General features: G+C 64.7%; 21 protein-coding genes and 1 tRNA gene. 10 read left to right on the plus strand and 12 right to left on the minus strand.

The genetic code is table 11. The annotated features are described in order from the left end of the window. Nucleotides 1–15 precede the first annotated feature (15 nt). Nucleotides 16–966, plus strand: a complete 951-nt coding sequence (locus DEHOM01_RS08490) for a rhomboid family intramembrane serine protease (protein WP_061212380.1) — start codon at nt 16–18, stop codon at nt 964–966. Between the two features lie 168 nt (nt 967–1134). Here DEHOM01_RS08490 and DEHOM01_RS08495 read toward each other — a convergent pair whose 3' ends face one another. The 3 genes from DEHOM01_RS08495 to DEHOM01_RS08505 form a co-directional block, all read right to left on the minus strand. Beyond that, nucleotides 1135–1572, minus strand: coding sequence for a hypothetical protein (locus tag DEHOM01_RS08495; RefSeq protein ID WP_061212381.1), 438 nt, complete (start codon nt 1570–1572; stop codon nt 1135–1137). Between the two features lie 115 nt (nt 1573–1687). After that, on the minus strand, nt 1688–2527 hold the full coding sequence (locus DEHOM01_RS08500; RefSeq protein WP_061212382.1) for an aldo/keto reductase: 840 nt from the start codon (nt 2525–2527) through the stop codon (nt 1688–1690). Between the two features lie 55 nt (nt 2528–2582). Beyond that, nucleotides 2583–3458, minus strand: coding sequence for an aldo/keto reductase (locus DEHOM01_RS08505; protein ID WP_061212383.1), 876 nt, complete (start codon nt 3456–3458; stop codon nt 2583–2585). Nucleotides 3459–3557: 99 nt separating this feature from the next. Between DEHOM01_RS08505 and DEHOM01_RS08510 the strand changes: the two genes are divergently transcribed. Next, on the plus strand, nt 3558–5162 hold the full coding sequence (locus DEHOM01_RS08510; RefSeq protein ID WP_061212384.1) for an LssY C-terminal domain-containing protein: 1605 nt from the start codon (nt 3558–3560) through the stop codon (nt 5160–5162). 23 nt (nt 5163–5185) lie between these two features. On the opposite strand, the gene nhaA (DEHOM01_RS08515) is transcribed toward DEHOM01_RS08510, so the two are convergent. From nhaA (DEHOM01_RS08515) to DEHOM01_RS08525, 3 genes are all read right to left on the minus strand, one after another. Continuing rightward, nucleotides 5186–6529, minus strand: coding sequence for a Na+/H+ antiporter NhaA (nhaA, locus tag DEHOM01_RS08515; RefSeq protein WP_061212385.1), 1344 nt, complete (start codon nt 6527–6529; stop codon nt 5186–5188). A 168-nt stretch (nt 6530–6697) separates the two neighbouring features. Beyond that, on the minus strand, nt 6698–8080 hold the full coding sequence (gene nhaA, locus DEHOM01_RS08520; RefSeq protein WP_245630699.1) for a Na+/H+ antiporter NhaA: 1383 nt from the start codon (nt 8078–8080) through the stop codon (nt 6698–6700). A gap of 56 nt (nt 8081–8136) precedes the next feature. Next, a complete protein-coding gene (locus DEHOM01_RS08525) occupies nt 8137–9480 on the minus strand; it encodes a M20/M25/M40 family metallo-hydrolase (protein WP_061212386.1) in 1344 nt (447 codons plus the stop codon). A 110-nt stretch (nt 9481–9590) separates the two neighbouring features. Between DEHOM01_RS08525 and DEHOM01_RS08530 the strand changes: the two genes are divergently transcribed. Genes DEHOM01_RS08530 through DEHOM01_RS08540 form a run of 3 tightly spaced genes read left to right on the plus strand, consistent with a single transcriptional unit; the run spans nt 9591 to nt 11774 of the window. Then, nucleotides 9591–10778 carry a glycerate kinase gene (locus tag DEHOM01_RS08530; RefSeq protein WP_061212387.1) on the plus strand — a complete coding sequence of 396 codons (1188 nt, stop codon included), beginning with the start codon at nt 9591–9593 and terminating at the stop codon, nt 10776–10778. Beyond that, nucleotides 10759–11100, plus strand: a complete 342-nt coding sequence (locus tag DEHOM01_RS08535) for a hypothetical protein (protein ID WP_061212388.1) — start codon at nt 10759–10761, stop codon at nt 11098–11100. The genes DEHOM01_RS08530 and DEHOM01_RS08535 overlap by 20 nt, the downstream gene beginning before the upstream one ends. 5 nt (nt 11101–11105) lie before the next feature. Next, nucleotides 11106–11774 carry a nucleotidyl transferase AbiEii/AbiGii toxin family protein gene (locus DEHOM01_RS08540; RefSeq protein ID WP_061212389.1) on the plus strand — a complete coding sequence of 223 codons (669 nt, stop codon included), beginning with the start codon at nt 11106–11108 and terminating at the stop codon, nt 11772–11774. Here DEHOM01_RS08540 and DEHOM01_RS08545 read toward each other — a convergent pair. After that, nucleotides 11771–13576: an ABC transporter ATP-binding protein gene (locus DEHOM01_RS08545; protein ID WP_061212390.1), complete on the minus strand. Its 1806-nt coding sequence runs from the start codon at nt 13574–13576 to the stop codon at nt 11771–11773. The two genes, DEHOM01_RS08540 and DEHOM01_RS08545, sit on opposite strands and share 4 nt — an antisense overlap. Continuing rightward, nucleotides 13573–15534, minus strand: a complete 1962-nt coding sequence (locus tag DEHOM01_RS08550; protein ID WP_082738820.1) for an ABC transporter ATP-binding protein — start codon at nt 15532–15534, stop codon at nt 13573–13575. Before DEHOM01_RS08550 ends, DEHOM01_RS08545 begins: the two co-directional genes overlap by 4 nt. Nucleotides 15535–15690: 156 nt before the next feature. Here DEHOM01_RS08550 and DEHOM01_RS08555 point away from each other — a divergent pair, with 156 nt between their 5' ends. After that, a complete protein-coding gene (locus DEHOM01_RS08555; protein WP_061212391.1) occupies nt 15691–17904 on the plus strand; it encodes a choice-of-anchor M domain-containing protein in 2214 nt (737 codons plus the stop codon). Beyond that, nucleotides 17901–18725: an alpha/beta hydrolase gene (locus DEHOM01_RS08560; protein WP_061212392.1), complete on the plus strand. Its 825-nt coding sequence runs from the start codon at nt 17901–17903 to the stop codon at nt 18723–18725. Before DEHOM01_RS08555 ends, DEHOM01_RS08560 begins: the two co-directional genes overlap by 4 nt. Here the strand turns inward: DEHOM01_RS08560 and DEHOM01_RS08565 are convergent. Beyond that, nucleotides 18722–19225, minus strand: coding sequence for a hypothetical protein (locus DEHOM01_RS08565; protein WP_061212393.1), 504 nt, complete (start codon nt 19223–19225; stop codon nt 18722–18724). The genes DEHOM01_RS08560 and DEHOM01_RS08565 overlap by 4 nt on opposite strands. Further along, nucleotides 19222–20223: a LysR family transcriptional regulator gene (locus DEHOM01_RS08570; protein ID WP_061212394.1), complete on the minus strand. Its 1002-nt coding sequence runs from the start codon at nt 20221–20223 to the stop codon at nt 19222–19224. The genes DEHOM01_RS08565 and DEHOM01_RS08570 overlap by 4 nt, the downstream gene beginning before the upstream one ends. Before the next feature lie 95 nt (nt 20224–20318). Here DEHOM01_RS08570 and manA point away from each other — a divergent pair, with 95 nt between their 5' ends. Then, nucleotides 20319–21527 (plus strand): mannose-6-phosphate isomerase, class I, encoded by a 1209-nt coding sequence (gene manA / locus DEHOM01_RS08575; RefSeq protein ID WP_061212395.1) that lies wholly within the window; start codon nt 20319–20321, stop codon nt 21525–21527. An 18-nt stretch (nt 21528–21545) separates the two neighbouring features. Here the strand turns inward: manA and DEHOM01_RS08580 are convergent, their stop codons facing one another. After that, nucleotides 21546–22928, minus strand: a complete 1383-nt coding sequence (locus tag DEHOM01_RS08580) for an MATE family efflux transporter (protein ID WP_061212396.1) — start codon at nt 22926–22928, stop codon at nt 21546–21548. A gap of 120 nt (nt 22929–23048) precedes the next feature. Here DEHOM01_RS08580 and DEHOM01_RS08585 point away from each other — a divergent pair. Next, nucleotides 23049–23121 (plus strand) — tRNA-Ala (locus tag DEHOM01_RS08585). Nucleotides 23122–23304: 183 nt separating this feature from the next. Here DEHOM01_RS08585 and DEHOM01_RS08590 read toward each other — a convergent pair. Then, a complete protein-coding gene (locus tag DEHOM01_RS08590; RefSeq protein ID WP_061212397.1) occupies nt 23305–23898 on the minus strand; it encodes a TetR/AcrR family transcriptional regulator in 594 nt (197 codons plus the stop codon). A gap of 84 nt (nt 23899–23982) precedes the next feature. Here DEHOM01_RS08590 and DEHOM01_RS08595 point away from each other — a divergent pair, with 84 nt between their 5' ends. Further along, nucleotides 23983–24669, plus strand: a complete 687-nt coding sequence (locus DEHOM01_RS08595) for a GAP family protein (protein ID WP_061212398.1) — start codon at nt 23983–23985, stop codon at nt 24667–24669. The last annotated feature ends 272 nt before the right edge of the window (nt 24670–24941 follow it).

Here is a 24941-nt window from a genome sequence, read left to right on the forward strand (position 1 = left end):
AGGTTCACTTCGTCGATGTCCCAGAGCTACGGAAAAGGAGCCGATCCGCAGCCGGGCGCGGGCGAGCCGAACTACACGAGTAGTACGGACTCCGTGTGCCCGCGCCACCCGGATCGGCCCTCTCTTATCCGCTGCCAGCGCTGCGATCGCCCCGCGTGTGTCGAATGTCAGCGCCGGGCCGCCGTCGGCGTCCAATGCGTCGACTGTGTGAGCGAGGCCGAACACAGTCAGCGTCAGAGTGCCCCGCGAACCGTTGTGGGAGCCGAGCCCGTGCGCACTCTCCCCGTCGTGACGTACACGATCATGGGGCTGTGCGCCGTGATCTTCGCGCTCCAGTTCATCGGGCTTGACCGCACGCTCTCGCAGTGGTTCATGTTCGCGCCGTTCCGCTCGCTCGCGATGCCGTGGACTTTCCTCACGAGCGGCTTCCTCCACGGGGGAATCGCGCACGTGGGTCTCAACCTGTATGCCCTGTGGGCCGTGGGTCAATTCCTTGAGCGTGCGCTCGGCCATTGGCGCTATCTTGCGGTGTTCCTCGTGAGCGTGTTCGGCGGGCACACCGCCGTGCTGCTTCTGTCAAGCATCGGCACGGATTCGTGGTTCACGGGCACGGTAGGAGCCTCGGGCGGTCTTTTCGGCCTGTTTGGTGCGCTCCTGATCCTCCAACGCCGCCTCGGTGCGGAGAGCACGCAGGTTCTTATCCTTATCGTGCTCAACTTCGTGATCGGTTTTCTCTACCCGGGTATCTCGTGGCAGGGCCACCTTGGAGGCCTCGTTGTGGGGGCAGCAGCCGTCGGCCTTTTCTTCGCAACCCGACCCACCGCCGAACCTGGCGCGGATCGCGTTGCAGTCGCGAAAAAATCGGCGCTCATTCACGGCGGCGTGATCGCGGGACTTGTCGTGTTGCTGATCGCCGCGTGTGCGGTCAAGTGGTGGCTCGCGGCACAGGCGGGCTACCTCGTCTAACGCCGCTTCGGTCGGGCTGGGTTTCACTCTCGTATAGCCCCGCCTCAACAGAGTTATCCACAACGTTGTCCACGGTTGGGGAGAACTACACGGTTGTCATTCACGCGTGAACAGCACGGATGCCCCGCCCAATCGGGCGGGGCTTTCGCGTATGCGGTTTGCGGGTGTTTAGAGTGCTCGATACGCCTCGTGTTCGCGCGCAACTTCGGCCTCCGCAGCCGCGACGCGCTCGCTCCACGCCTCGCGGAGAGTCTCGAGTGCGTCGTGCGATGGAGCGTTCTCCACATCGAGTTCGAGAACAGTCGCGCCCTCGTCCTCCATGAGGGTCGCTTGCACAATGATGCGAGCGCTCACGAGCGGGCTGTCGTACTCGACGCGGATGCGGTGCCCGAGTGCCGAGCCGAGCACCTTGCCGATGATCTGGCGGTTCTTACCGGGGTTCTTGACGAGGGGGCCGCCCACCATGAGGGGGATCGACGGAAGGCCGAGCCACGCGGGCAGCCACTGCTGGGTCATGCGGTCCCACGCCTCGTCTTGCGAAAGCGCGAAATGACCGCGTGCGCGGAACGTGTAGTCGGTGCGTGAAAGGGTGCGTGCGTCACTCATGCCTCCAAAATAGGAAGGCCCGCGCCCCCGGGGAAGAGGGCGCGGGCAGGTTCCGCACAGTGTTCGTGAACTTGTTACCTTCCGCTTGGCGGAACGAAACTTCACCGCCGACGGTTTACTTAAAATCCGCCGTGGCCGGATCCGGGCCGCCGCGGCCGTCGGCGCGCGAGAGGGCGTTGATCTTCTCGATCTCCTCACCGCTGAGCGTGAGGCCAAGCGACTCCCAGTTCTCGGCGATGCGCGAAGGCGTGACCGACTTCGGGATCGCAATGGTGCCGAGCTGGCGGTGCCACGCGAGGATGACCTGGGCGATGCTCGCGTCGTGAGCCTTCGCGATGGCCTCGAGCGCCGGATCGCTCAGAACGTCTCCGCCCTGGCCAAGCGGCCCCCACGCCTCGGTTGCTACGCCGTACTTGGTGTTGGTGACACGCAGCTCGGCCTGGTTGAAGTAGGGGTGAAGCTCGATCTGATTGAGGACGGGCGTCACGCCACTCGTCTCAATGAGATCCTCGAGGTTTTCCGCCGGGAAGTTGGAGACACCGATCGAGGTGATGCGGCCTTGCTTCTGAAGTTCGATGAAGGCCTTCCACGTGTCGTTGTAGAGGCCGAAGCTCGGGCACGCCCAGTGGATGAGGTAGAGATCGAGCACGTCGAGGCCGAGCTTGCCCATCGACTCGTCGAAGGCACGCATTGTCTCGTCGTAGCCCTGGTTCGCGTTCCACAGCTTCGTCGTGATGAAAAGGTCCTTCGGGTCGACGCCCGCGGCATCGATGCCCTGGCGCACCCCCTCCTCGTTGCCGTAGACGGCGGCGGTGTCGATGTGGCGGTAGCCGGTCTCGATTGCGGCCTTGACGGCGGCGGCGGTTTCATCGTTCGGAACCTTGAACACGCCGAAGCCGAGCTGCGGGATCGTCTTCCCGTCGTTCAGGGTTGTGAGTGGGCTTTCGTAGGCCATTGTTGTCTCCTTACGGTTGGCGGTCACGGACTGTCGGGGCTGCGGTGCGTGGTGCCTAGCCTTGGTAGCCAGCTCCTCGCTCCATGGTTTCTGGGTCGAAGCCGGTGCGCCCGGCCTCGCCGCGGTCGAGGGCCGCGATTGCCGCGAGGTCCTCGGGCGTGAGGCGCACATTGAGCGCGCCGAAGTTCTCGCGGATTCGGCTCGGCGTCACCGATTTCGGGATCGCGATCGTGCCGAGCGCGAGGTGCCACGCGAGCACGACCTGCGCGGGGGTTGCCTCGAGGCGCTTGGCGATCTCGCGGATGATCGGTTCGTCGAAGAGGCCCTTGCCGCGATGAAGGGGCGCCCAGGCCTGGCTTAGCACGCCGCGCTCGCGATTGGCTTCGCGCAGGTCGTTTTGCGCGAAATAGGGGTTGAGCTCGATCTGGTTCAGCACGGGCACAACCCCCGTCGCCTCCGTCAGCTCGTCGATGCGCTGTGCCGGGAAGTTCGCGACGCCGATCGAGGTCACGAGGCCCTCCTCGCGGAGCCTGATGAGTTCCTCCCAGGTGTCGACCGCGAGGCCGTTCATGGGCATGGGCCAGTGGATGAGGTAGAGGTCGACGTAGTCGAGGCCGAGCCGTTCGAGGCTCTCTTCACATGCGCGGCGCGTCTTCTCGCGCCCGTGATCGTCGTTCCACACCTTCGTCGTGACGAACACGCTCGAGCGCTCCAGGCCCGAGTTTCGCACGGCGCGCCCCACGCCCTCTTCGTTGTCGTAGAGCTTCGCGGTGTCGATGTGCCGGTAGCCGGCCTCAAACGCACACTTGATCGCGGCCTCCACCTCATCGTTCGGAGTCTTGTACACCCCGAAGCCGAGTTGGGGGATCTTCTTGCCGTCATTGAGGGTGAGCAGCGGGCTTGTCGACGCGAACTCGCTCGTAGAGGTCATCGAATCCTTCTTCCTAAAGCCTCACACAAGCCTATAAATCTCCATCGGGCGGTCCCTGAATCATCGGGATCGGGAAGGGTCGCCCGTACAATGAGCGGCATGGAGGCTTACGGGGGGCGCGCACGCGCTGAGGCGAGGCGACCGTCGCAACCGCTCGTTCTCCCGGAGAAACCGCGCGTCGTGCCCCGCCCGCCGCATACGAAACGCACCCGGTTCGCGAAGTGGAAGCGGCCCGTTCCGCTCACGTATCCCGAATATGATCACGCGGCCGGCCATAGCCACGACCGCCCGCGCCTCGAGGTCTACCCTCGGCTTGACGCCCTATTCGTGCTGCTCGCGACCGTTCTCTCGCTCGTGCTTGCCTACGTATTTCTGCGGCAGGGCCTCACGACCAACCCGAGGCGCCTCGTCAACCTTCTCGTGTTTTGGCTCGTGTTCACCTACGTCGCTCTCCCGCGCATTCACCAGGCGCTCACCGCCGTGTACGTTCCCGACTACTTCATGGGGCGCACGCGCACGGCCGACGGGCTGCTTGGCGACCCCGTGAACCTCGCGTTCGAGGGATCGGCGGAGGATATCCACGTCGCGATGCGCAAGGCCGGATGGGTTCTCGCGGAGGAGAACACGCTGCACAGCGCGAGGCGCACGGTGATCTCGTTTCTTCTTCGACGCTCCTACCCGCAAGCCCCGGTGAGTTCGCTGTTCCTCTTTGGCCGACGGCACGAGTTCGCCTACCAGCAGGAGGTGGGCGGCACGACGCTCAGGCGCCACCACATCCGGTTCTGGCGAGTGCCGCACAAATGGGTCATGCCGGGCGGGCATCGCGTCACGTGGCTCGCCGCCGCGACGTACGACCGGGGCGTGGGCCTCTCGCGGTTCACGTTCCAGATCACGCACAAGATCGACGAAAACACGGACGTCGAACGCAACTACGTCGTCGACACTCTGTTGCACGCCGACCACGCGATCCCCGTGGGCGTTATCAAGGATTATTCGACCTCCTACCACCACAGGAACGGCGGCGGGGATCCGCTTCGCACGGACGGCCATTTGCCCGTCGTTGACGTGACGGGCGCCGAGGCTCGCTCGACCGGGTCCACCGCGGTGATCCAGCCACGCAACCGTGCCACGGGCATCTTCTACCTGCGTGGGCGCTCGCTGCGCCCGCGCGAACTCATGCAGTCGCTCGAGCGCGAATGGTACGGCGCCCGCGCGGATTTCCTGCAGGCCATCCGCAACGTCGGCGATCACCACCTGCCGCCCCCATCGATCGGTTTCGTTGGGCTCATGATCGCGTTTGAAGTGGCAGCGGTGGTGGCCCTGTGGGGGCTCGTGTGGGCACGGGGAGCAGGGGCCGCACAGGCCGACGGCATCGTGCGCGCCCTCGGCTTCGATCAGCTCGGCGAAGCCCCGCTTCTGCCTTTCACCGCGCTCGTTGCGGGGCAGATCCTGCTGTTCCTGTTCATGCTTGGCCGCAACAGGTGGGCGAGGCTCGGCCTCATGGCGCTTCTCGCCTTCGACTCGCTTGCGCGCATTAGCGTCGCCGCGCTCGAGCCCGCGGGAGCGGCGAGTGCCACCGAGCTGCTCGGCGTTGGGCTGAGCACCCTCGCGCTTCTCACGCTCACCTCGGACGCGGCACGCATCTGGGTGCATACCGACCGCATCGCGTACTACGCGAAGCGCGAGGAGGGCGCCGCCGAGTAGAGGCGGCGGCCCCGTGCACGCGGCTACTTCGTGCGCGAGGAATCGTCAGCAAACACGTCGGGGATGCCGTCGCGGTTCGCATCGACCTTCTCGCGCTCGGCGATTTTCGCGTAGCGGGCGTTTCGCGGCGTGAGGATAGCGGCGCCCACGATCGCGGCGAGCACCGAGGCGGTGAGCACGCCGACCTTTGCCCAATCGTGTGCGGGGTTGGCGACGTCGAAGCTGAGCTCGGCCACGAGGAGTGACACGGTGAAGCCGATGCCGGCGAGCGCCGCGACACCCGTGAGGTCGATCCACTTGATGTCGGGGTCGAGGTTTGCGCCTCGGATTCGTGTCACGATGAACGTTGTTCCCACGATGCCGAGCATCTTTCCTGCGACGAGACCGACGATGATCCCGAGCGCAACGCTTGAGGTCCACGCCTCGGCGAGCCCGCTGAGGCCGCCGACGGCGACGCCCGCGCTAAAGAATGCAAAGATCGGCACGGCGATGCCCGAGGAGAGCGGGCGGAAACGGTGCTCGAACGTTTCGGCAAGCGAGTAGCGCTCGCCGTACTTCGAAAGCGGATTCACCGGGATCATGAAGGCGAGGGCCACCCCGGCGATTGTCGCGTGGATGCCGGAGTTGTAGAAGAGCGCCCACACGATGAGGCCGAGCGGGAGAAGAACGAACCACGCGGCGCTGTAGTGCTTTTTAAAGAGTGCCTCGGCCTTGTTGGCGACCAGCCAGTAGAGCGCGAGGGGGATGAGCGCGAAGGCAAGGTAGTGGAGCTTGAGGTCGCTCGAGTAGAACACGGCGATGATCGTGATGGCGATCAGGTCATCGACGATTGCGAGGGTCAGGAGGAAGGTGCGCAGCGCCGCGGGGAGCTTCGAGCCGACGATTGCGAGGACCGCGACGGCGAAGGCAATGTCGGTTGCGGCGGGAATCGCCCAGCCACCGAGTGTCTCGGGGTTTGCCGCATTGATGGCCGAGTAGAGAAGGGCCGGTAGCGCGACGCCACCCGCAGCGGCCGCGACGGGCACGAACGCGCGGCGGGGATCACGCAGGTCTCCCTTCGTGAGCTCCATCTTGAGTTCGAGGCCCACGAGGAAGAAGAAAATCGCGAGGAGCCCGTCGGCCGCCCAGTGTGCGAGGGAGAGGTCGAGGTCCAGCCAGCTTGTCGAAAAACCGACGTGCATGTCGCGCAGGGCGAAGTAGGCGTCGGCGGCAGGGGAGTTGGCGAGGAGGAGCGCGAGGATGGTCGCTCCGACGAGGATGAGGCCACCGGTGGTCTCGGTCGTGAGAATTTTTTCGATGCGGGTCAGTTCGCGATAGGTGCCGCGGGCGAGAATCGCGTCGGTGCGGCTCTTGTGCTTGCTCGTCATGGGAGTCCTTGGGGCTCGGCGGGCATTGTCAACGAGCGAAGCATCCGGGGCCTCGCCCGTGCCGACCAGACTTCCCGGCACACCAGCCACCCACACTACAGGCTGAGGTGCGAATGGGGCCCGGGTCGTGTGACCCGAGCCCCATTCGTGCGGGCGATATGCGAAGCCCTATGGCTGCGACGTGCGCGAGGTGTCGTCGGAGAACACGTCGGGAATGCCGTCCTGGTTCTCGTCCCGCGATTCGAGTTCGGCGATCTTCTTGTAGTGGTTGTTGCGGGGGATAAGAAGAATCGAGCCGACGATTGCGGCGAGGAGCGAAGCGGTCAGCACCCCGACCTTCGCGTCTTCCACGAGCGGGCTCGACGGATCGAAGCTCAGCTCAGCAACGAGAAGCGACACGGTGAAGCCGATGCCCGCGATTGCCGACATACCGATGAGGTCGATCCACTTGATCTCGTCGTCCAGGTTCGCCTTCGTCAGCTTCGTGACGAGGAAGGTCGTGCCCGTAATGCCGAGCATCTTGCCGCACACGAGGCCCACGATGACGCCGAGGGCGACGGTCGTGGTCCAGGCGTCGAGAAGGCCGCTCAAGCCGCCCACGGCGACGCCTGCGCTGAAGAAGGCGAACACGGGAACGGCGACGCCGGTCGAGAACGGGCGAAGCCTGTGCTCGAGGGTTTCGGCGAGCGAATGCTGGCTGCCGTAGGCGCTGCGGGCATGGACGGGCACGCAGAACGCGAGGACGACGCCCGCGATGGTGGCGTGCACGCCCGAGTTGTAGAACAGGATCCACGTGATGATTGCGAGCGGGAAGAGGATGATCCAGGCCGCCGAGTAGTGCTTCTTGAACAGCCACTCAGCCTTGTAGGCGACGAGCGCGTAGATCGCGATGACGGGGATTGCCGCGAGGAGGTACACGAACTTCGTTTCCTCCGCGTAGAAGATCGCGATGATGAGGATGGCGATGAGGTCGTCGACAACGGCGAGGGTGAGGAGGAAGGTGCGCAGGGCGGCGGGAAGCTTCGAGCCGATCAGGGTGAGCACCGCAACGGCGAACGCAATGTCGGTCGCGGCGGGAATCGCCCATCCGTGGTGGGAAGCTTCGGGACCACCGAGGTTCACGAGCGTGTAGATGATGGCGGGCACCGCGACGCCACCGGCCGCGGCGAGCATCGGCACGAGGGCAAGCTTCGGGTCGCGCAGGTCGCCACGCACGAACTCGTGCTTGAGCTCGAGGCCCACGAGGAAGAAGAACACGGCGAGGAGACCGTCGGCTGCCCAGTGTGCAACCGAGAGGTTGAGGTTCAGCCAACCGAGGTCGAAGCCGAAGTGGGTATCGCGGATGGTGAAGTAGAGGTCCGCGAGCGGGGAGTTCGCGCAGATGAGCGCGAGGATCGTCGCGATGACGAGAGCAATGCCGCCCGCCGATTCCTTCGTGAGGATTTCTTCGACGCGGCTGTATTCGCGGAAGGTTCCCTGCTCAAGGATTTTTCGTGGGGTGCCCGGCTTGGGCGCGGGCAGGTCTTGTTTCGACGCCGGCTTGCTGTTCACTGCGTGCCTTTCTGATTGGTCGATTGTGGTGAAGTGGGGTCCTCGCGACGCTTGAGCTACGAGGCGCTCAGCTTCTCGAGGAGGGCGAGGAAGAACGCCTCGCATTTGTCGATTTGTTCGAGGTCAACGTATTCGTTGGCGCCGTGGGCCTGGGCGATGTCGCCGGGGCCGATCACGACGGCGCTCATGCCTGCGGCCTCGTAGATGCCCGACTCAGTGCCGTACGTGACCTTCGTGGGGCTGATGGTCACGCCGAGCTCGCGCGCGAGCTGTGCGGCCTCGCCCTCGGTTCCGCAGTCGAGCGGGTAGAGGAGCGTGCGGATCGTGAGGCTCGCGCCCACGTTTTTCGCTTGCTCGGGATCGGCCGGATCGGCGGGAATTGCTTTTTTCATGTCCGCGTCGATTTCGGCGATCTTCGCCTGGATACGGCGGGCGATCGCGATCGCGTCGTCGCTCGGGAGGGCGCGGTATTCGAAAAGAAGGTGGGCGTGCGCCCCGACCGTATTGATCGCGTTGCCGCCATCAAAGCGGTTCACACCGCCCGTGATGTGCGGGACGAGGAAGGCGGGGTCATTCGGGCCGTCGGCGATGCCTCGGTCGATGATCTCCTCGTGAAACCAGGTCGTGAACATCGTGGCGTAGCGGTTCGCGTTGAGGCCGCGGGGCAGGAGGCTCGAGTGGGCGGCGATGCCGCAAAAATCGGCCTCGAAGGAGTTCATGGACTTGTGGGCGGTGACGACGTCCATCATCGTGGGCTCGCCAACGTAGGCGATGCGCGGCGCAATATCGAGGGTTTCGAGTTGCTTGACGAGCTCACGCGCACCGTTGCAGCTCGTTTCCTCGTCCCACGTAGCGGCGAGGTAGACGGGTTCGGTCAGCTCGGCCGCGAGGAAACGGTCGGCGAGGGCCGTGAAGGTCGCGAGGTACCCCTTCATGTCGGCGGTGCCGCGGCCATAGAGTTTTCCGTCCCGCTCGGTGGGCTCGAAGGGCGCGCTGATCCAGTCCTGTCCCGTGACGGGCACGCAATCGGTGTGGCCCGCGATGAGGATGCCCCGGCGTTCGGTGTCGCGCGCGGGAGCGGCGTGTGCGTCGCCGTCGAGCCTGTCGACACCGCCGCGACCCGTTGCGTACTTCTCTCCGAGTACGTCCTTTGCCGCACGGTCTGTACTATCACCAGCGGTTTCCCCCGCCGCGGGGAACACGGCCACGAGGTTCGCATCGAGACCGTCCTCCTCGCGGAACACGTGGGTGGTGACGCCCTTGCTCGCGAAGATCCGCTGCAGAAGCATGATCGTGTCGAGGTTCCCGGTGTGGGAGGTGCTGTCGATGCGCACGAGAGCTTCGAGAATTTCGCGGGGACTCGAAGGCAGGGTCGACTCGGGGTTCTCAGTTTGCGACATAATTCCACGTTACCCCCTTGACGGTTTCGTCGGGAGGAGCGGTAGTTTCTCTGTGAGAGAGCTGTCGAAGAACGCCCCGGTTTAAAAGGGCAGGAGCAGGGAGGCCCGCGGTGAGGGTTCTGATCGCGCCCGATTCCTTTAAAGAGTCGATGAGTGCGCGCGAGGCAGCTGAGGCGATCGCGCGAGGAGTGCGCGCAGTTGTTCCCGGGGCGGCATGCACGCTCGCTCCGGTGTCCGACGGTGGCGAGGGATTCACCACCTCCCTCGGGACAGCGCTCGGGGCCACCCTCCATTCCGTCACCGTGTCGGATGCGCTCGGCCGCCCTGTGAGCGCCGAGTACGCCTTCGCCTCAGGCGCGCAGCCGTCCACAGTGGTCCTCGAGATGGCGAGCGCCGCGGGCCTCATGCACCTTCAACCGGGGGAGCGCGACCCAATGAGGGCGAGCACGCGCGGCGTCGGCGAACTCATCTCCTCCGCGCTCGATCGGCTTGGCGGCGGCGGCCGGCTCATCATCGGCATCGGCGGCTCCGCAACGAATGATGGCGGGGTGGGGATGCTCGGTGCGCTCGGCGCGCGTTTTCTTGATTCCGACGGTCGCCCGCTTCCCCCCGTACCCGCCTCTCTAGCCGGGCGCCTTGCCCGCATCGACGTGAGCGGCCTCGATCCTCGGCTCTCTGAGGTCAGCATCGAGGTCGCGTGCGACGTGACGAACCCGCTCCTCGGTACGAGTGGGGCAAGCGCGATTTTCGGCCCGCAAAAGGGAGCGGATCCCGCCACGGTGGCGAAGCTCGAGGGTTTCCTCGGGGAACTCGTGGAGGCTGCGGAAGCGTCGGCCCCCTCCCTTGGCGCCCGCGCCCACGCAGCCAAGCCCGGTGCTGGCGCCGCGGGTGGGCTCGGCTGGGCCCTCGCGACGTTCCTCGATGCTCGTTTCGAGCCTGGTTTCGATCTCGTCGCGCGCACGGTGAACCTCGAGCGAGCGATTGCGCACGCTGATCTTGTCCTCACCGGCGAGGGATCGATTGACGCGCAGACGCTTAACGGTAAGGCCCCCGCGGGTGTTGCCGCACTTGCGCAGCGCCACAGCGCGCCGTGCGTGGCCTTCGCGGGACGCATTGGCGAGGGCGCCGAGGTGCTTTACGCTCATGGTGTGAGCGCTCTCGTGCCGATCGTGCAGGGAGTGACGACTCTCGAAGAGGCCCTCAATGACGGTCCGCGCAACCTCGAGCGTGCAGCGACAACCTCGATGCGACTCATGGAACTAGGAAAAGGAGCAGTTCATGGCGACGAATCAGGCTGAAAAGCGTGTGCGCTTTCGAGACGTCAAGCCATTCGAGGTCGCGGATTCGCTCGAGGAACTCAGAGGGCCGTCGGAAGGTTTGCTCACTCCACCCGTGGACGTTCATTGGTCGGGGTTGCGCACCACGTTTGACGTGTCGAATGAGCGGCAGCGTCGTCGCCTCTACCAGGCGGTTCTTTCCAATGGCCGCCAAGAACATTTCACCGCTTTTCTCAACCGTGATCTCCTCCTTCATGACTGGCCGACCCTCGCGCTCGACATTCGCATCGTCGATTCTTGGGCGCGGCGATTTCCTGAGATTGAGCAACGCCGACGGAGGTAGAGGCAATGGACGAGGATATTAGGCGCGAGGTCGCCCGGGTAATGCTCTCCGCACTACGCGACACCGGATTCGTTTTGACCGGCGCGGGTGCACTTTCTGAGCACCGAGTCATTTCGCGTCCTACGCGAGACGTTGATCTTTTTGCTACCGATCAGTTCGCTGGCAAGGTGCCAGAGATCGTGCCTCGCCTCCGCTCAGCTCTGCTCGAGAAAGGAGCAGAGCTGATTATCGGGCGTGAGTTCCAGTCTTTTGTCGACGGCCGAATTCTTTGGGAGGGACACGAGGTCGGGTTTGATCTTGGCATCGATTGGCGGGGGTTTCCACCGACCGAGCTGCCTATTGGTCCTGTTCTCGACATAAGGGACTGCGTGGGATCAAAAATGACGGCCCTCTATAGTCGCCATGAGCAACGCGACTACATGGACGTAGCCGCGATAGTGCTCGACGGCAGGTGGATGTGCCCGGAAATCCTTGATATGGCGAGGCACAACGATCCAGGTCTTGAATTCACTATTCTTGCCGCGCTTCTTGACCCGGAACATCCCGACTTTCCTCGTCGTGAGGACTTCGAGGAGTATGGATTCGGACTCGACGAAGAAGTGGAAATGCGCGGTGCGCTTGGGCTTTTTCGCGAGGCGATTTTGGGGCGAGGGGCCGCAGCCGAGGAACCCTAGAGCGAATCCTGCCACGCCTTGTAGAGGGCAGCGAAGCGGCCTCCCTGCTCGATGAGCGCCCCGGGGGCGTCGTCTTCGACCACGACCCCATCGTGGAGCACGAGCACACGGTCCGCGATCATGACGGTCGAGAGGCGGTGAGCGATGATGATCGCCGTGCGGTTGCCGAGGAGCTTCGTGAGGCCCTCTTGCACGAGGCGTTCACTCGGCAAGTCGAGCGAACTCGTCGCTTCGTCGAGGATGAGGACGTTCGGGTTCGCGAGGAACGCACGCGCGAACGAAATGAGCTGGCGCTGACCAGCGGAGACGCGCCCGCCGCGCTTGCTCACGTCGGTGTCGTAGCCGTAGGGGAGGGCCTCGATGAATTCGTGCGCGCCGATCGCTTTGGCCGCGCGCACGATCTCTTCGCGGCTTGCGCCGGGCCGCCCTAACTCGATGTTGTCGGCAACGGTGCCGCTGAACAGGTACGCCTCCTGGGTCACCATGACCACATTGTGTGTGAGCTCCGCGCTCGTGAGGTCGCGAAGATCCACGCCGTCGAGCTCCACGGAGCCCTGCGTGACGTCGTAAAAACGCGAGACGAGCTTCGCGATGGTCGACTTGCCCGCACCCGTCTGCCCGACGAGTGCGACGGTCTGGCCTGCGGGAATCGAAAGATCGAGAGGCTTGAGCACGAGGGGACCATCCTCGCTATAGCGGAACTCGGCCCCCGTGAACTGAATTGCCCCGCGGCCGCTCGCGATGGATTTCGCGTGAGCGGTGGTGGGCTCGGCAACCGTCGGAACCTCCCACAAAAGCGCACTGATCTTCTCGAGTGCCGCCGTGGCCGACTGGAACGAGTTGTAGAAGTTCGCGATCTCATCGACGGGCTGGAAGAAGCGCCTCGCGTACAGCACGAGCGCGAGGAGCACACCCACGCTCAAGTCACCCGCGAGGACGCGGAAGCCGCCGACGACGAGAACCGCCGCGACGGTGACGTTCGCGAGGAGGCGCAGCGCGGGCTGGTAGATGCCAAACACGGAGATCGAATTGAGGGTCGCGCGGCGGTAGTTTTCCGCGAGCGCCCGGTACTCGCGCGAGTTCGATTCCTCCTTGCGGAAGGCCTTGACGGCGCGGATACCGTTCATCGCCTCGACGAACTGCACGATGAGGGCTGCCGAGTGGGTGCGCATGCCGCGATAGGCGATGCGCGAGCGCACCTGGAACCACACGGTGAGGGCGATGCAGGGGATGAGCAGCACGAGCATGATGAGGCCCGTGGGCCAGTCCATTGCCACGATCGAGGCGGCCGTGAGAACCATCGAGAGGCTTGAGCCGATGAGGATCGGCACGCCGAACTCGAGAAGCTCGCGCAGGGCCTCCATGTCGGACGTTTGGCGAGAGACGATGCGCCCGGAGGTATAGCGTTCGTGGAACTCGAGGGAAAGGCGCTGCGTGTGCCGGAAAACGCGGCGGCGCAGCTCGAGCAGGAGCCGCTGGCCGATGACGGAGGACTGGCGCGTAAAGACGAACGTGAGGGCCGCGGCAACGATCGCGCAGGTCGCGTGGAGACCGGCCGCGCCGAGTGCGGGCAGAGCGTCGCCGTCGATCAGGGCAGGAAGCCCATTATCGATGCCCCACGCGAGAATCGCGGGACCTGCCACGACAGCGGCCTGCGCGAGAACCACCATGATGGCGACAAGCACGATCGAACCCTTTTCGGGCGCGAGCAGCTCGCGCAGCAGCGTAAGCGAGCGCTTGCGCGAGGCACGGTTTTCTTCCTTCGTGAGCTCGTGATCTTCCTCTTCGACTGCCTGGCTCACTGCGCACCTCCCTTCTCGTCAACCGCTTCGCGAATCTCAGCGACCTCGAGGCTTCCCGTTTCTGTCGCGACCCGCGTCAGGTTTCGGTTTCCTCGCGCCTCTTCTTCCTGATTCGCGATCACGTAGCGGTAGCGTTCGCTCGAGGCCATGAGCTGCGTGTGTGTGCCGACGGCCGTGATGCGGCCATCTTCGAGGAGTGCGACGCGGTCCGCGAGCGCCACGGTCGACGTGCGGTGCGCGACGATGAGAGTTGTCGTGTGCGAGAGCACCTCTCGCAGCCGCTCCGTGACGCGCTCCTCGGTTTTCGTATCCAGGGCAGAGAGCGGATCGTCGAGGAGGAGCACCGTGGGTTTCGCGGCGATAGCGCGGGCGAGTGCGAGGCGCTGACGCTGCCCGCCAGAAAGGCTCATTCCCTCCTCGCCGATGTGGGTCTCGACGCCTTCGGGCAGGTCGTAGGCGTAGCGTGCGTCGGCTGTGTCGAGGGCGAGTTCGAGGGCCCGGTCGAGCTTGGCGCTTCGCGTGGACGTGCGCGTCACCGGGGGCACGGTGCCGTCGGAACCAAAGAGCCTGTCCGCGAACTCCACGGTTTCGACGGTTCTTTCGTACCCGGGAGCACCGAGCAGCACGTTGTCGCGTACGGAGTCACTGAAAAGCGTGGCGTCCTCGAATGCGAATGCCGTGATCCGGTGGAGGGTGTCGAGGGGGATGTCGCGCACGTCGTAGCCGTCGATCGTGATCGAGCCCGAGGTGACGTCGTAGAGGCGTGGCACAAGCTGGAGCAGGGTCGATTTGCCGGAGCCGGTAATTCCCACGAGCGCCATCGTTTCGCCCGGTTCGATCTCGAGGCTCACGCCGTCGAGGAGGTCAGGCATGTGCGCAGGCGAATCGGAGTAGCGGAAGTGGACGTCGTGGAGGGCGAGGCGCCCCTCGAATGTGCGTCCGGGTTCGACTCTTGGGTGCTCGGGGTCGGTGATCGTGTTCGCGGCGTCCATGACTTCGAAGTAACGGTCGAGGGCCGTGTTTGTGTTGATGAGCATGCCGAACAGCTGGCCGAGCATGCGCACGGGGCCCGTGACGAGCACGGCCGTCACGAAGTAGGCGCTCAGTTGACCGAGGTTCATGTGGCCGTGGGCGGTGAGGTAGATGCCGAGCAGGAGGCTGATGGAGGTGGCAATCTCGGGAAGGCCGTACATGAGCATGTCGAAGCGCGCGATCGCGGTGGCCTTTTTGACCTCGGTTCCGCGAAGCTCATCGGCCTGGAGGGTGAACTGTTCGAGGGCCGTGGGGCCGCGGCCGAAGGCTTTGAGTACGCGGATACCCTGTACGGATTGTTCGATTGTGGTGGCGAGGTCGCCGTTTTGATCCTGCGAGAGGCGAGAGAGGGTGGAGAACTGCCGGTTGAAGCGGAAAGAGAAGACCCCGATTGGGATGGCCGCTGCGACGAACACTAGAGCGAGGATCCAGCTCGCGCGGATGAGTAGCGCGATACCCACGATGGTTGTGACGGCTGTGGTCACGCCCATGATGACGCCGAACGCGATCCAGCGGCGGATGAGATTCGTGTCGCTCATCGCGCGCGACAGTAGCTGCCCCGAACTCCATTGGTCGTGGAAGGTGACGGGCATGTCCTGGATCTTGTCGTACAGATCGGTGCGCATGTCACGTTCGATCCCGGTCGCGGGAACGAGCGCGAATACGCGGCGGAGGAACAGGAGGAGCGCCTCGAAAATGCCGAGCACGAGCACGGTTGCGCCCGCGGTCCACACGGCTGTAGCGGTGCCACCCTGGACGAGGTCGGAGTTGACGAGACGCTCGAGCACCTGCGGGATCATGAGGCCGAGGACCGCGCTTCCAATCGCGCACAAAAGGCCGAGTACGAGCCTTGTGCGGATGGGTTTCACAATGCCCCACAGGCGAATCATGGGGTGTGGGTGCGGGGGAGCGGCACTGTTCTGCATGATGTACACAATCCTAGGGACGGCGGCGGTTTCGTGTGCGCTGTTTCACGAAGTGAACGGTCGTCAACATCTAGATGAGAACCGTTCTCATGAGTGTAGGGTGGTGCCCACCTGTTCACGCGCCGAGTTCCGCGGCGCCCAGCCGAGAAAGAAGCCATGTCCCTCACAACGCCACGGGCCTCGAAGTCTCGACGCCTCTTCGTCACGATGGCGGCAACCGTCGCCGCCGTTACTCTCGCAATCGCCCCGCTCCACACTCCGCCCGCAAGCGCCGCGCCGGGCGAGACTCCGCACGACTCCTCCCTTTTCGTCGCCGAAAAGGGCCACGTCGATAGCCCCAAGGTTTTCTACAAAGACGGTCATTTGAGCCTCGAAACCGAAGCCAAGGGAGAGAGGCGACCGATCGACACGGCGATCCACAACCTCGGCCACGGCTATACGCGAGACGGCAAGCAAAACTTCATCTTCACCGTTCCGAAGAACGCGCCCGAGCTCGACTTCCTCGGAAAACCCGGGACCGAACTCTTCATGTCGCCCATGATCTCCAACCTCCCGCACGACCCGATCTGGGCAGGGTTTGGTGCGGACACGGGCGTGCCGATCGAAAACTTCCGTGACGGAGCCTTCACGCTCGATCTCGTCGAAGTCAAGGGGCCGGGCCGCGTCGAACAGTTCCGCTGGAGTCCGGGCGGCGAAGGAGAAAGCGGATACCTGACCCGCATGCTCAGCAGCAGCAACTCCCGCTACCGCAGCGCGCTCCTCACTGCCGGGACGCACACCCACAACTACACCACGTTCTCTCGACCGGGCCGCTACGAGCTCACGTATCGCGCAAGCGCACGCACCAAAAGCGGTGCGCTATTGGCGACGAAGGAATACACGACCCAGTGGCAAGTGGGCGGCAACCGCCCCGGAGCCGCGATGACAAGCATCGCCGAAAAGACACCCTCGCCGGCGAAACGCGGATTGACGATCGCCCCCGCCACCGGCGTCGAGGGCAAGGACTCGGCAGTTCAAGGCAAGCTCCACACGCTCGAGGTCCGCACCCCGGAAGTCGAGAAGGGCACCGCAGAATTCACCATCAACGGCTTTCACCTCGCGACCGTCGGCCTTTCGCACGGCTACGCGGGCTTCCATGAACTCCTTCCCGCCGATGCGTCCCAGTATCAGGTCAACGTTCGCGATGAATCCGGCACGCTCCGCTACACCTCGGCGCCGCTCTCGCTCAAGGACGGTAAGGCTAGCACGGGCGAAAGCGCAGAGCCACGTGCGCCGCATGCCGAAAAATCCGAAAAATTCGACGCGAAGGAACTGAGCATCGGCTCGCGCCGCGTATCCGCCACCTTCGCACCCGCGAGCAACGGAGCCCACGCGCTCACGGTGACGGTCGATGACCCTCAATTCACGGGCTTCGTCTCGCTTGGCCAGTACAGCTCCGAAAAAGACGACCTGCCCAATACGACGTTTGATACCGCGATTCGCGGCGGCAAAGCCACCCTCAGCGTCCCGAGCAGCTACCTCGACAATGGCGATGCGCTCAAGGTCAGCCTCACTCCGCATCCGCTCGTGTGCAACGCCAAGAAAACCTCGGTGACCCTCGCGCCCGCGTTCAACGCACGCGACACCTTTAAGAAGGCATTCGAGTTGAGTCCGGATGGGGCGACATCGCCGGGCGATGATCAGCCGCAGCCCGACCCTTCGCAGCCGTCGGACCCGCCCACTCCCGGAGGGGCGCCAACGTGCCGCGACCGCCTCCTGATCGACCACGGTCACCTCGATCTCGCCCTCCAGGGCGATGCGAACGGCGTGAGCTCAACGATCAAGGACGACAGCCGAATCGGCGCGAAAAATACCGTCGATCGCGATGGCGGCGAGATTGCCCTTGTCGTGAGCGATGCCGCCAAGGAGGCGCGCACCAAGGCGCAGGCTGGCAAGGAATGGGACGGCATTCTCGCGCCCGTGAGCAAACCGACGTGGGTGCTCCCGTTCTCGCAGAATCCCTCCCTGCCCTGGCCCGGGTACAGCACCGAACGCGTCAAGGAAGGAGACTTTGCCTCCTACGAATTGACGCTCGAGAAGGCCACGGGTCCCGGCGACGTGTCGCTCTTCGTGCCCGACGGCCTCGGCGGAAAACCGAGGACACTGCTGGCCTCGCGCAAGGGGGCCCCGCATTCCCTCCCGATCGAGGGCCCCACACACGCGCACACCGCGTGGGCCTTCACCAAGCCGGGCACGTACACCCTGACCTTCACCTACAAGGCGGTGAAGCCCGACGGCACCACGGTAACCTCGAACCCTCAGACCCTCACGATCCTCGTGGGCAAGAGCGCGAAAGACGAGTTCTGTTCGGCGGCTACGCTGGAGCCATGATTCACTCACGCATGGATTTCCACTCGCCCGCCCTCGGCATGGGCACGAGCGCCGTGGTGCTCTACCCGCAGCAGACCGACGGCCAGATCGGCATGACGGGAGGGATCGACCTCGACAACAACGGCGAGCCGCACGTTCGGGTCCTGTACCTCCTACACGGTCTAAGCGATGACTGCACGGGATGGACGCGCCGTACGAGCATCGAGCGCTACGCCTCCGCGAAGGGGATCTGCGTGGTCATGCCCGAGGTCCGCCGTTCGTTTTACGCCGATGAAGTGCTCGGTGAAAAGTACTGGACGTACGTAAGCGAGGAGCTTCCCGCCCTCATTAAACAGACCTTCCGCGTCTCGACGGCTCGCGAGGACACGTTCGTTGCCGGCCTCTCGATGGGAGGCTTCGGCGCGATGAAACTCGCGCTCAACCAGCCCGAACGCTTCGCTGCGGCAGGCTCATTCTCGGGCGCGCTCGCGGTCGCCCAGCGCGACTACACCGAGTTCGGGCATGCGATGCCCGCGCGCGTGTGGGGGCAGGGCCTCACGCCCGAGGCGGGCAGCGTGTATGAGTCGTTCTTCGAGGGCGTTGAGCAGGGTGCGTTCCCCGCCATCGATGACGTGAATGCGCTCGCGCGCGCTGCCGAGCCGGGATCGCTCCCGCGGCTCTGGATCGGGTGTGGGACGGAGGATTTCCTGCTCGAAGAGACGCGCACATTCGTGCGCACGCTCGAGGAGCGCGGCCACGCTCACGAGGTGACGTACACGCCCGGCGCCCACGAATGGGCGGTGTGGGACGAGTACGTGCGCCGCTTCCTCGACTGGATCTAGCGCGGGGGCTCTTCGCCGGGTTCGTTCGTGCCCGCGGCGGGCTCGCTCTCAAGGGCGTCGAACACTTGACCCGAGGTTGCACCCTCAAGGATCGTCTCACCCACGAGAGCGATGGGCAGCGCCGCGAAACCGCCGTGCTGCTGCGCGAACGCCCATGCCTCGGTGTCCTGGTGGAAGTTCACCCAGGTTGTGCGGGGGTCGGTTGGCTGAAGGCCGATCTGGATCTGCGCACTGTGCCTGCTGACCGGTGACCACACGATGATCGCGTGATCCGGGGCGCGGCGTTGCAGCGCCTCGAGCCACGGCGTGTGTTGGCCCTTGCGGACGGGGGAGACCCACCACGCGAAGAAGAGCGTCGGCACGAGGATGATCGTCATCGTGATCCACCACCCGTAGTACGCGCAGATCGCCGCGGCGATGGCACCCACGAGCAGAAACATGAATGTGCGTGCCCACAGGCGGATCGCGGATGGGCCTTGCGAGCGATTGCGAGTGGTCATTGTTCGGCTCCTTCCCGCGCGCTGGCCTCGATGTCGGCGAGCGCCTCGAGATCACTGAGATCGCCCGTATCAAGGTGGACGTGGGCGTGGGTGAGCGTGCAGCCGTGGGCGTTCGCGTTGTGGCGAAGCGTGTTCACGAAGGCCGCGATCGCGGGAATCTTGAGGGCGCCGGGCCGGTTCACGATTCCGATCACGCGATTGTCGAGCTCGGTGACTTCTTTGATGACGACCGTGTCGTTGGGGTAGGCCTCAAGCGCGATTTCGGGGAGGAGCGCCACGACGCCAGTGCCGTGCCCCACGAGGCGCTGGGCAACCGTCGAATCGTCCGTGCAGTACCGAATGTTTGGCGTGAAGCCCGCGACCTGCGCGTGGTGGCGGAGGTTCGCGCTGCAGCGATCGCATCCCGCAACCCACGCCTCGTTCTTCAGGTCCCTCATCGAGATGTCATCGCGCGAAGCGAGGGGATGATCTCGCGGCAGAATGAGGCGCACAGGGTCGGCGAGTATGGGCGTCCACTCGAGTGACTCGTTTTCGTCAGCCGAGGTTTGCGCGTAGCGGAAGATCATTGCCACGTCGAAGTTATTGCCGCGTACCCCTTCGAGCGCCTCTGGTGGCTCGCACTCGGTGAAACCGAGCTCGATGCCGGGGTAATCCTTATCCATGCGCGCGAGGGTTGGCGGTAGAAGCATCGCGGCGGCCGAGGGGAAGGCCGCGCAGCGCACGAGCCCCTTCTTCAGGGCGGCGAGATCGTTCATTTCCGTTTCCGCCGCTTCGAGGTTCTGGGTGATGGCGGCGGCGTGCACGGCGAGACGTGCCCCCGCCTCGGTGGGGGTCACGCCACCCGAACCGCGCACGACGAGCTGCATGCCCGTGTCCTTTTCGAGGGCCGCGATGTGCTGAGAAACCGCGGGCTGAGTCCAGCCGAGCTCACGCGCCGCAGCACCAATCGAGCCTTTGGTGACCACCCTGTTGAAGATCACGAGTCTGCGAGGATCCATGCCTGCAAGTCTACAGGCACCCAAAGGGATCCTTATGGGGTGGGGGATATGTTTAGGATTGATTCTCGTAACACCTTGGCGGCGGAAGGCAGAAGATGCGGCGAATTCACGGCCATCGCCAGCGCTACGCGTGGGGCTCGCCCACCGTTCTGCCACAGTTCCTTCGAACGGCAGCCGACGGCGAGCCGTGGGCCGAACTGTGGTTCGGTGCCCACCCGCTCGCTCCCGCCACCGTGGCCTCGAGCGATCTCGCGCTCAACGAAGCGATCAGCGCCGACCCCGAAGGGATGCTTGGCGATTCCGTCGCGCGTGCGTTTGACGGTGCACTGCCGTACCTGATGAAACTCATCGCGCCCGCGGAGCCTCTCTCGCTCCAGGTGCACCCCACGCGAGAGCATGCGCGCGAATGCTTCGCGGCGGAGAACGCCGCGGGCCTCCCGCTGGATTCCCCCGAGCGCAACTACCGCGATGCGAACCATAAACCAGAAATGGTCCTCGCCCTCGAACCCTTCGAGGCACTGTGCGGATTCCGCACCCCGCGCAAGGCCGCCTCGATTCTCGAGGGGCTCGAGGCGCCGCTCGCGAAACGCATGCTCGCCTTGCTTGAAGCTCAGCCGAGCGCGCACGGGATGCGCGCGGCTTTTCGCATGCTCGTCGCCCCTGCCATGCGCCCGGAGCCGGCCGAGATCACGGTGCTTGCCAACGAATGTGCGGCGCGGCTCGAGTCGCACCGCTCGCCCTCCCCTCGCATTGACCGAGCCGTGGCGCTACTCAACGAGAAATACCCGGGCGATCCCGGCGTTGCCGCAACGCTCCTGCTCAACCCCGTGTCACTCAAACCGGGCGAAGCGATGTTTGTTCCCGCGGGCGCTCTGCATTCGTATTTGAGCGGCTTCGCGGTCGAAATCATGGCCTCAAGCGACAACGTGTTGCGTGCCGGTATCACCCCCAAGAAGGTCGACGCCGACGAACTCCTCCAATGCGTCTCCGTGACCGCAGCCCCGCCGATCCGCATCGCCCCAGAGCGCCTGAGCGACGCCACGAGCGCCTACTTCGCGCCGATCGACGACTTCGAGCTCTCGACGTTCACGAGCGAGGCGGGCGGGACGAACAGGGACGCGGTGGCTCGCACGCTCGTGGGCACTGGCCCGCGCATCGTGTTGTGCATCGAGGGGCCGCTCACCCTCGAAACGTCGGCGGGAGTGGACACGCTTGAGCGGGGCGAGGCCGTCTTTATCGCCGCGGCCGAAGGCCCGCTCACCGTGCGGGGGCAGGGGCGGCTCGTGCAGGCGAGCGTCCCGTAGGTCAGTTCCGACGCTCGCCTACGCTGCGGCGCTCTCGTGTTCTTCGAGGTGCATCCACGCGTCACTTCGGCCGCGCCACCAGAGCGTCGCGGCGCGCGAGGCCAGGAACACGAAGGTGAAGATCGCCCACAGGAGCGCCAGTGCGAACGGGGAATCGGCGGGAAGCAGGCCGGCGTCGGACACCCACCAGAGCCCCAGGGCAAACGGGAGATACGCACCCATCGTGACGAGCCCGGCGAGCCCGAGGTAGCGGGCGTCGCCCGCGCCCATGTAGACCCCGTCGAGCACGAAAACGTACCCGGCGAGCGGCTGCGCGATGAGCAGAACGACGAGCGCCCACGTGAGCGAGCGCTGCACCGCGGGATCGGGCGTGAACACCTGGGGGAGCACGAATGACGCGAGGAGAAGAACGGCGGCGACGGCGATCCCGCCGACGAAAGACCAGCGCACGAGCGTACGCGTCACGGACTCGACGCTCTTGCGGTCGCCCGCACCGAGATGCTTGCCCGTGAGAGCTTGCGCCGCGATCGCGAGGGAATCGAGGGCGAGCGCAGTGAGGGAGAAAACGGAGTTCATAAGCTGATGCGCGGCGAGAGTGACCTCGCCGAGCTTGATCGCGATGGCCGTGGCCGTGAGGAGCACGACGCGCATGGTGACCGAGCGGATGAACAGCCAGCGCCCTTCCTTCCACGCCGAGTTCACGCCCGAAAAGTTCGGGGCGAGGCTCACCGAGTGGCGTCGGGCCCCGCGCACAATGATCCCGATATACCACGCCGCCATGCCCCACTGGCAGATGAGCGTGCCGATCGCCGAGCCCGCAATACCGAGATCAAGGCCGAAGATCAGCGCCCAGTTGATGGGCACATTAAGCACCGCGCCCACGCCCGCGATGATGAGCGTGATGCGCGTGTCCTGAAGGCCGCGCACGAGACCGAGAGCCGCCTGGATCATGAGCATCGCAGGGAGGCCCGCAGCGGAAATGCGCAGGTAGGTGGCCGCCTCGTGCGCGACCTCCGCTCGCGGCCCGAAGAGCCCGATCACGACGTCCGCACCGAAGCCCAGAACGAGCGCGCACCCGAGGCCAATGAGGGCGGCGAGCCACGTAGCGTCGATGCCCTTCGTGAGGGCGCGGGTCATGTTCCCAGCGCCCACGGCCCGCGCGACCGCCGCGGTCGTGGAATACGCGAGGAAAATTGCGAGACCCACGACCGTCGTGAGGATCGTCGAGGCGATCGAGAGGCCGGCGAGAGCCGCTGTGGAGACGTGTCCCACGAACGCCGAATCCACGAGAATAAACAACGGTTCGGCCACGAGCGCGCCGAGGGCCGGAATCGCAAGTGCAAGGATTGCGCGCGCATCGGTTCGGGGCTGAGGCGAATCGGTGGGGGCAGAAGAACTCACGCGTCGATGCTACGGTGCCGGTCGATGCGCGCTCGAGCGCCAGGCGCACCAAACGTGACGAGGAAGTCACGGCCTCGATTCGATGAGCGCTGCTTCGTGCGGTAAAGTAGATCCGGTTCAGGGGCTATAGCTCAGTTGGTAGAGCGTTTCGTTCGCAATGAAAAGGTCAGGGGTTCGATTCCCCTTAGCTCCACTGAAACAAAGCGACCCCCACCAGGACAAACACCCGGTGGGGGTTCTCTTTACCCAAATCGAAGCGGCGCGTTGTTGCCCTTCTTGAGAAGCGCTCGACTCCGTTTGGTTTGTTTCCGTGCAAAAACTAACGGGTCCGGCCAACGCCACCTGTTACGGCGGCCCCTGCAGGTTTCATGGGGCGTCACCGGCGCAGCAGAGCCAGGCCCGCTTCGAGGTCCGCGATGATGGCGTTGCGAGTTGCGTTCGGGTTGTTCAGGCTGTCGAGCGTGAGCCCGTTGACGAGGGCGGTGACAATGCGGGCGCCGCGGACCGGGGTGATGCCCTCCCGCAACTGACCCGATCGCGCGACGGCATCGAGGGCTGCCGCGGTTTGTTCCTGAAAGAAGTTCAGCTCCGTGGTGTAGAGCGCTGCGAGCCACTCCCGCGTTGAGGCGGCGGCGCCGATGATTACCCAGGTGGCCGCATCTTCGCGCTGTTCCGGACCGATGGGGAGTAATTTAGCGAGCACCTCGACCAAGGAGGTTGCTGGAGTGGCGCGTTGCCGCGCTTCCTCGGCGCGGTGGACCTGCCGCTGAATGGACCGAACGAAGGCTTTCGCGATGAGTTCATCGCGGGTACCCATGTGGTACTGCACGGTGCCGGGAGCGACGTTGGCCTGTGCGGCGACAGTGCGGACGCTGAGGGCATCGAAGCCGTCGCGGACGAGAACGGTGAGCGCGGCGTCGGCGATGTGTGCAGCGGCATGGCTGAAGTGGTGATCGCGCGTGATGTTCATAGTGGATGCTCGTTTCCTTGACAAACGCGGGACTTATTCATACGATCGTACTACGTAATACGTTCGTATGAGAAGGTTAGTTGTATGTCGCTCCTTTCACTGGTGGGGCTCGCCCTCGTCGATTCGCTGAGTGTGGGCACGTTCGTCATCCCACTGGGGCTCATCATCGTCTGGCGTGGGCTGAAGCCTCGCCTGTTTGGGACGTATTTGCTGACGATCTTGATCGCCTACTTTGGGCTCGGGATGGCGCTGCTGCTCGGGTTCACAGCACTCTCCTCCTTCATGGCCGAAGCGAGTAAGAGCAGAGGTTTCACCATTGTCATGCTCATCATTGGTATCCTCCTTGCCGCGTACGGCATTCTGGCCCCCACCCCGAAACAGCGCGATCACACCGGCGACGACAGTCCGCAGATGACCAAGTTGCAGACCATCGCATCCGCTCCAGAGGCGATGGTGAGCCTTGCGCTGGGGGCTTGCGTCATCGAAGCCGCCACGATGCTGCCCTACCTTGCCGCCGTCGGCATCGTCGAATCCTTCGACTTGCCCTTTACCGTGAAGGCACTCATCATGGCCGGGTACTGTATCGTCATGATCGTGCCCGCACTCATTGCTGGCGTGCTGGCGCGCATCATGGGACCCACCATCACCCGCACCCTGACGCGCTGGCAACCCCGTCTTGAATACGAGGCCAAGGTCACACTGTTGTGGATTGCCGCGATCGCCGGCATCATCATCGCCGTGAACAGCTTCGGTGCTCTGTCGCGCATGTGACGTGGTCGAACCGGCCGCGCGTTGACTAATTTCTAGGGCCGCACAGTTTCCCCGCTGCCCATGGCGTCCCGCACCTTCTCCTGCAACCGACACCCTCCCCGCATCTTCCCCTTCATCTCCGGGCGCCTTGAAAGTGGTGAAAAATCGCCTCTAGACCCGAGAATTCGACTGCTGGGGGTCGTTTTTCACCACTTTCGAAAAGGAGAGGCGAGGGTGGCTAGGTCCGGCGCCCGTGTTCCACCGCCCGTGGCCTGCCGCTCACATCGTGAACA

This window comes from Dermabacter hominis NBRC 106157 (genome assembly GCF_001570785.1).
Lineage (GTDB): Bacteria > Actinomycetota > Actinomycetes > Actinomycetales > Dermabacteraceae > Dermabacter > Dermabacter hominis.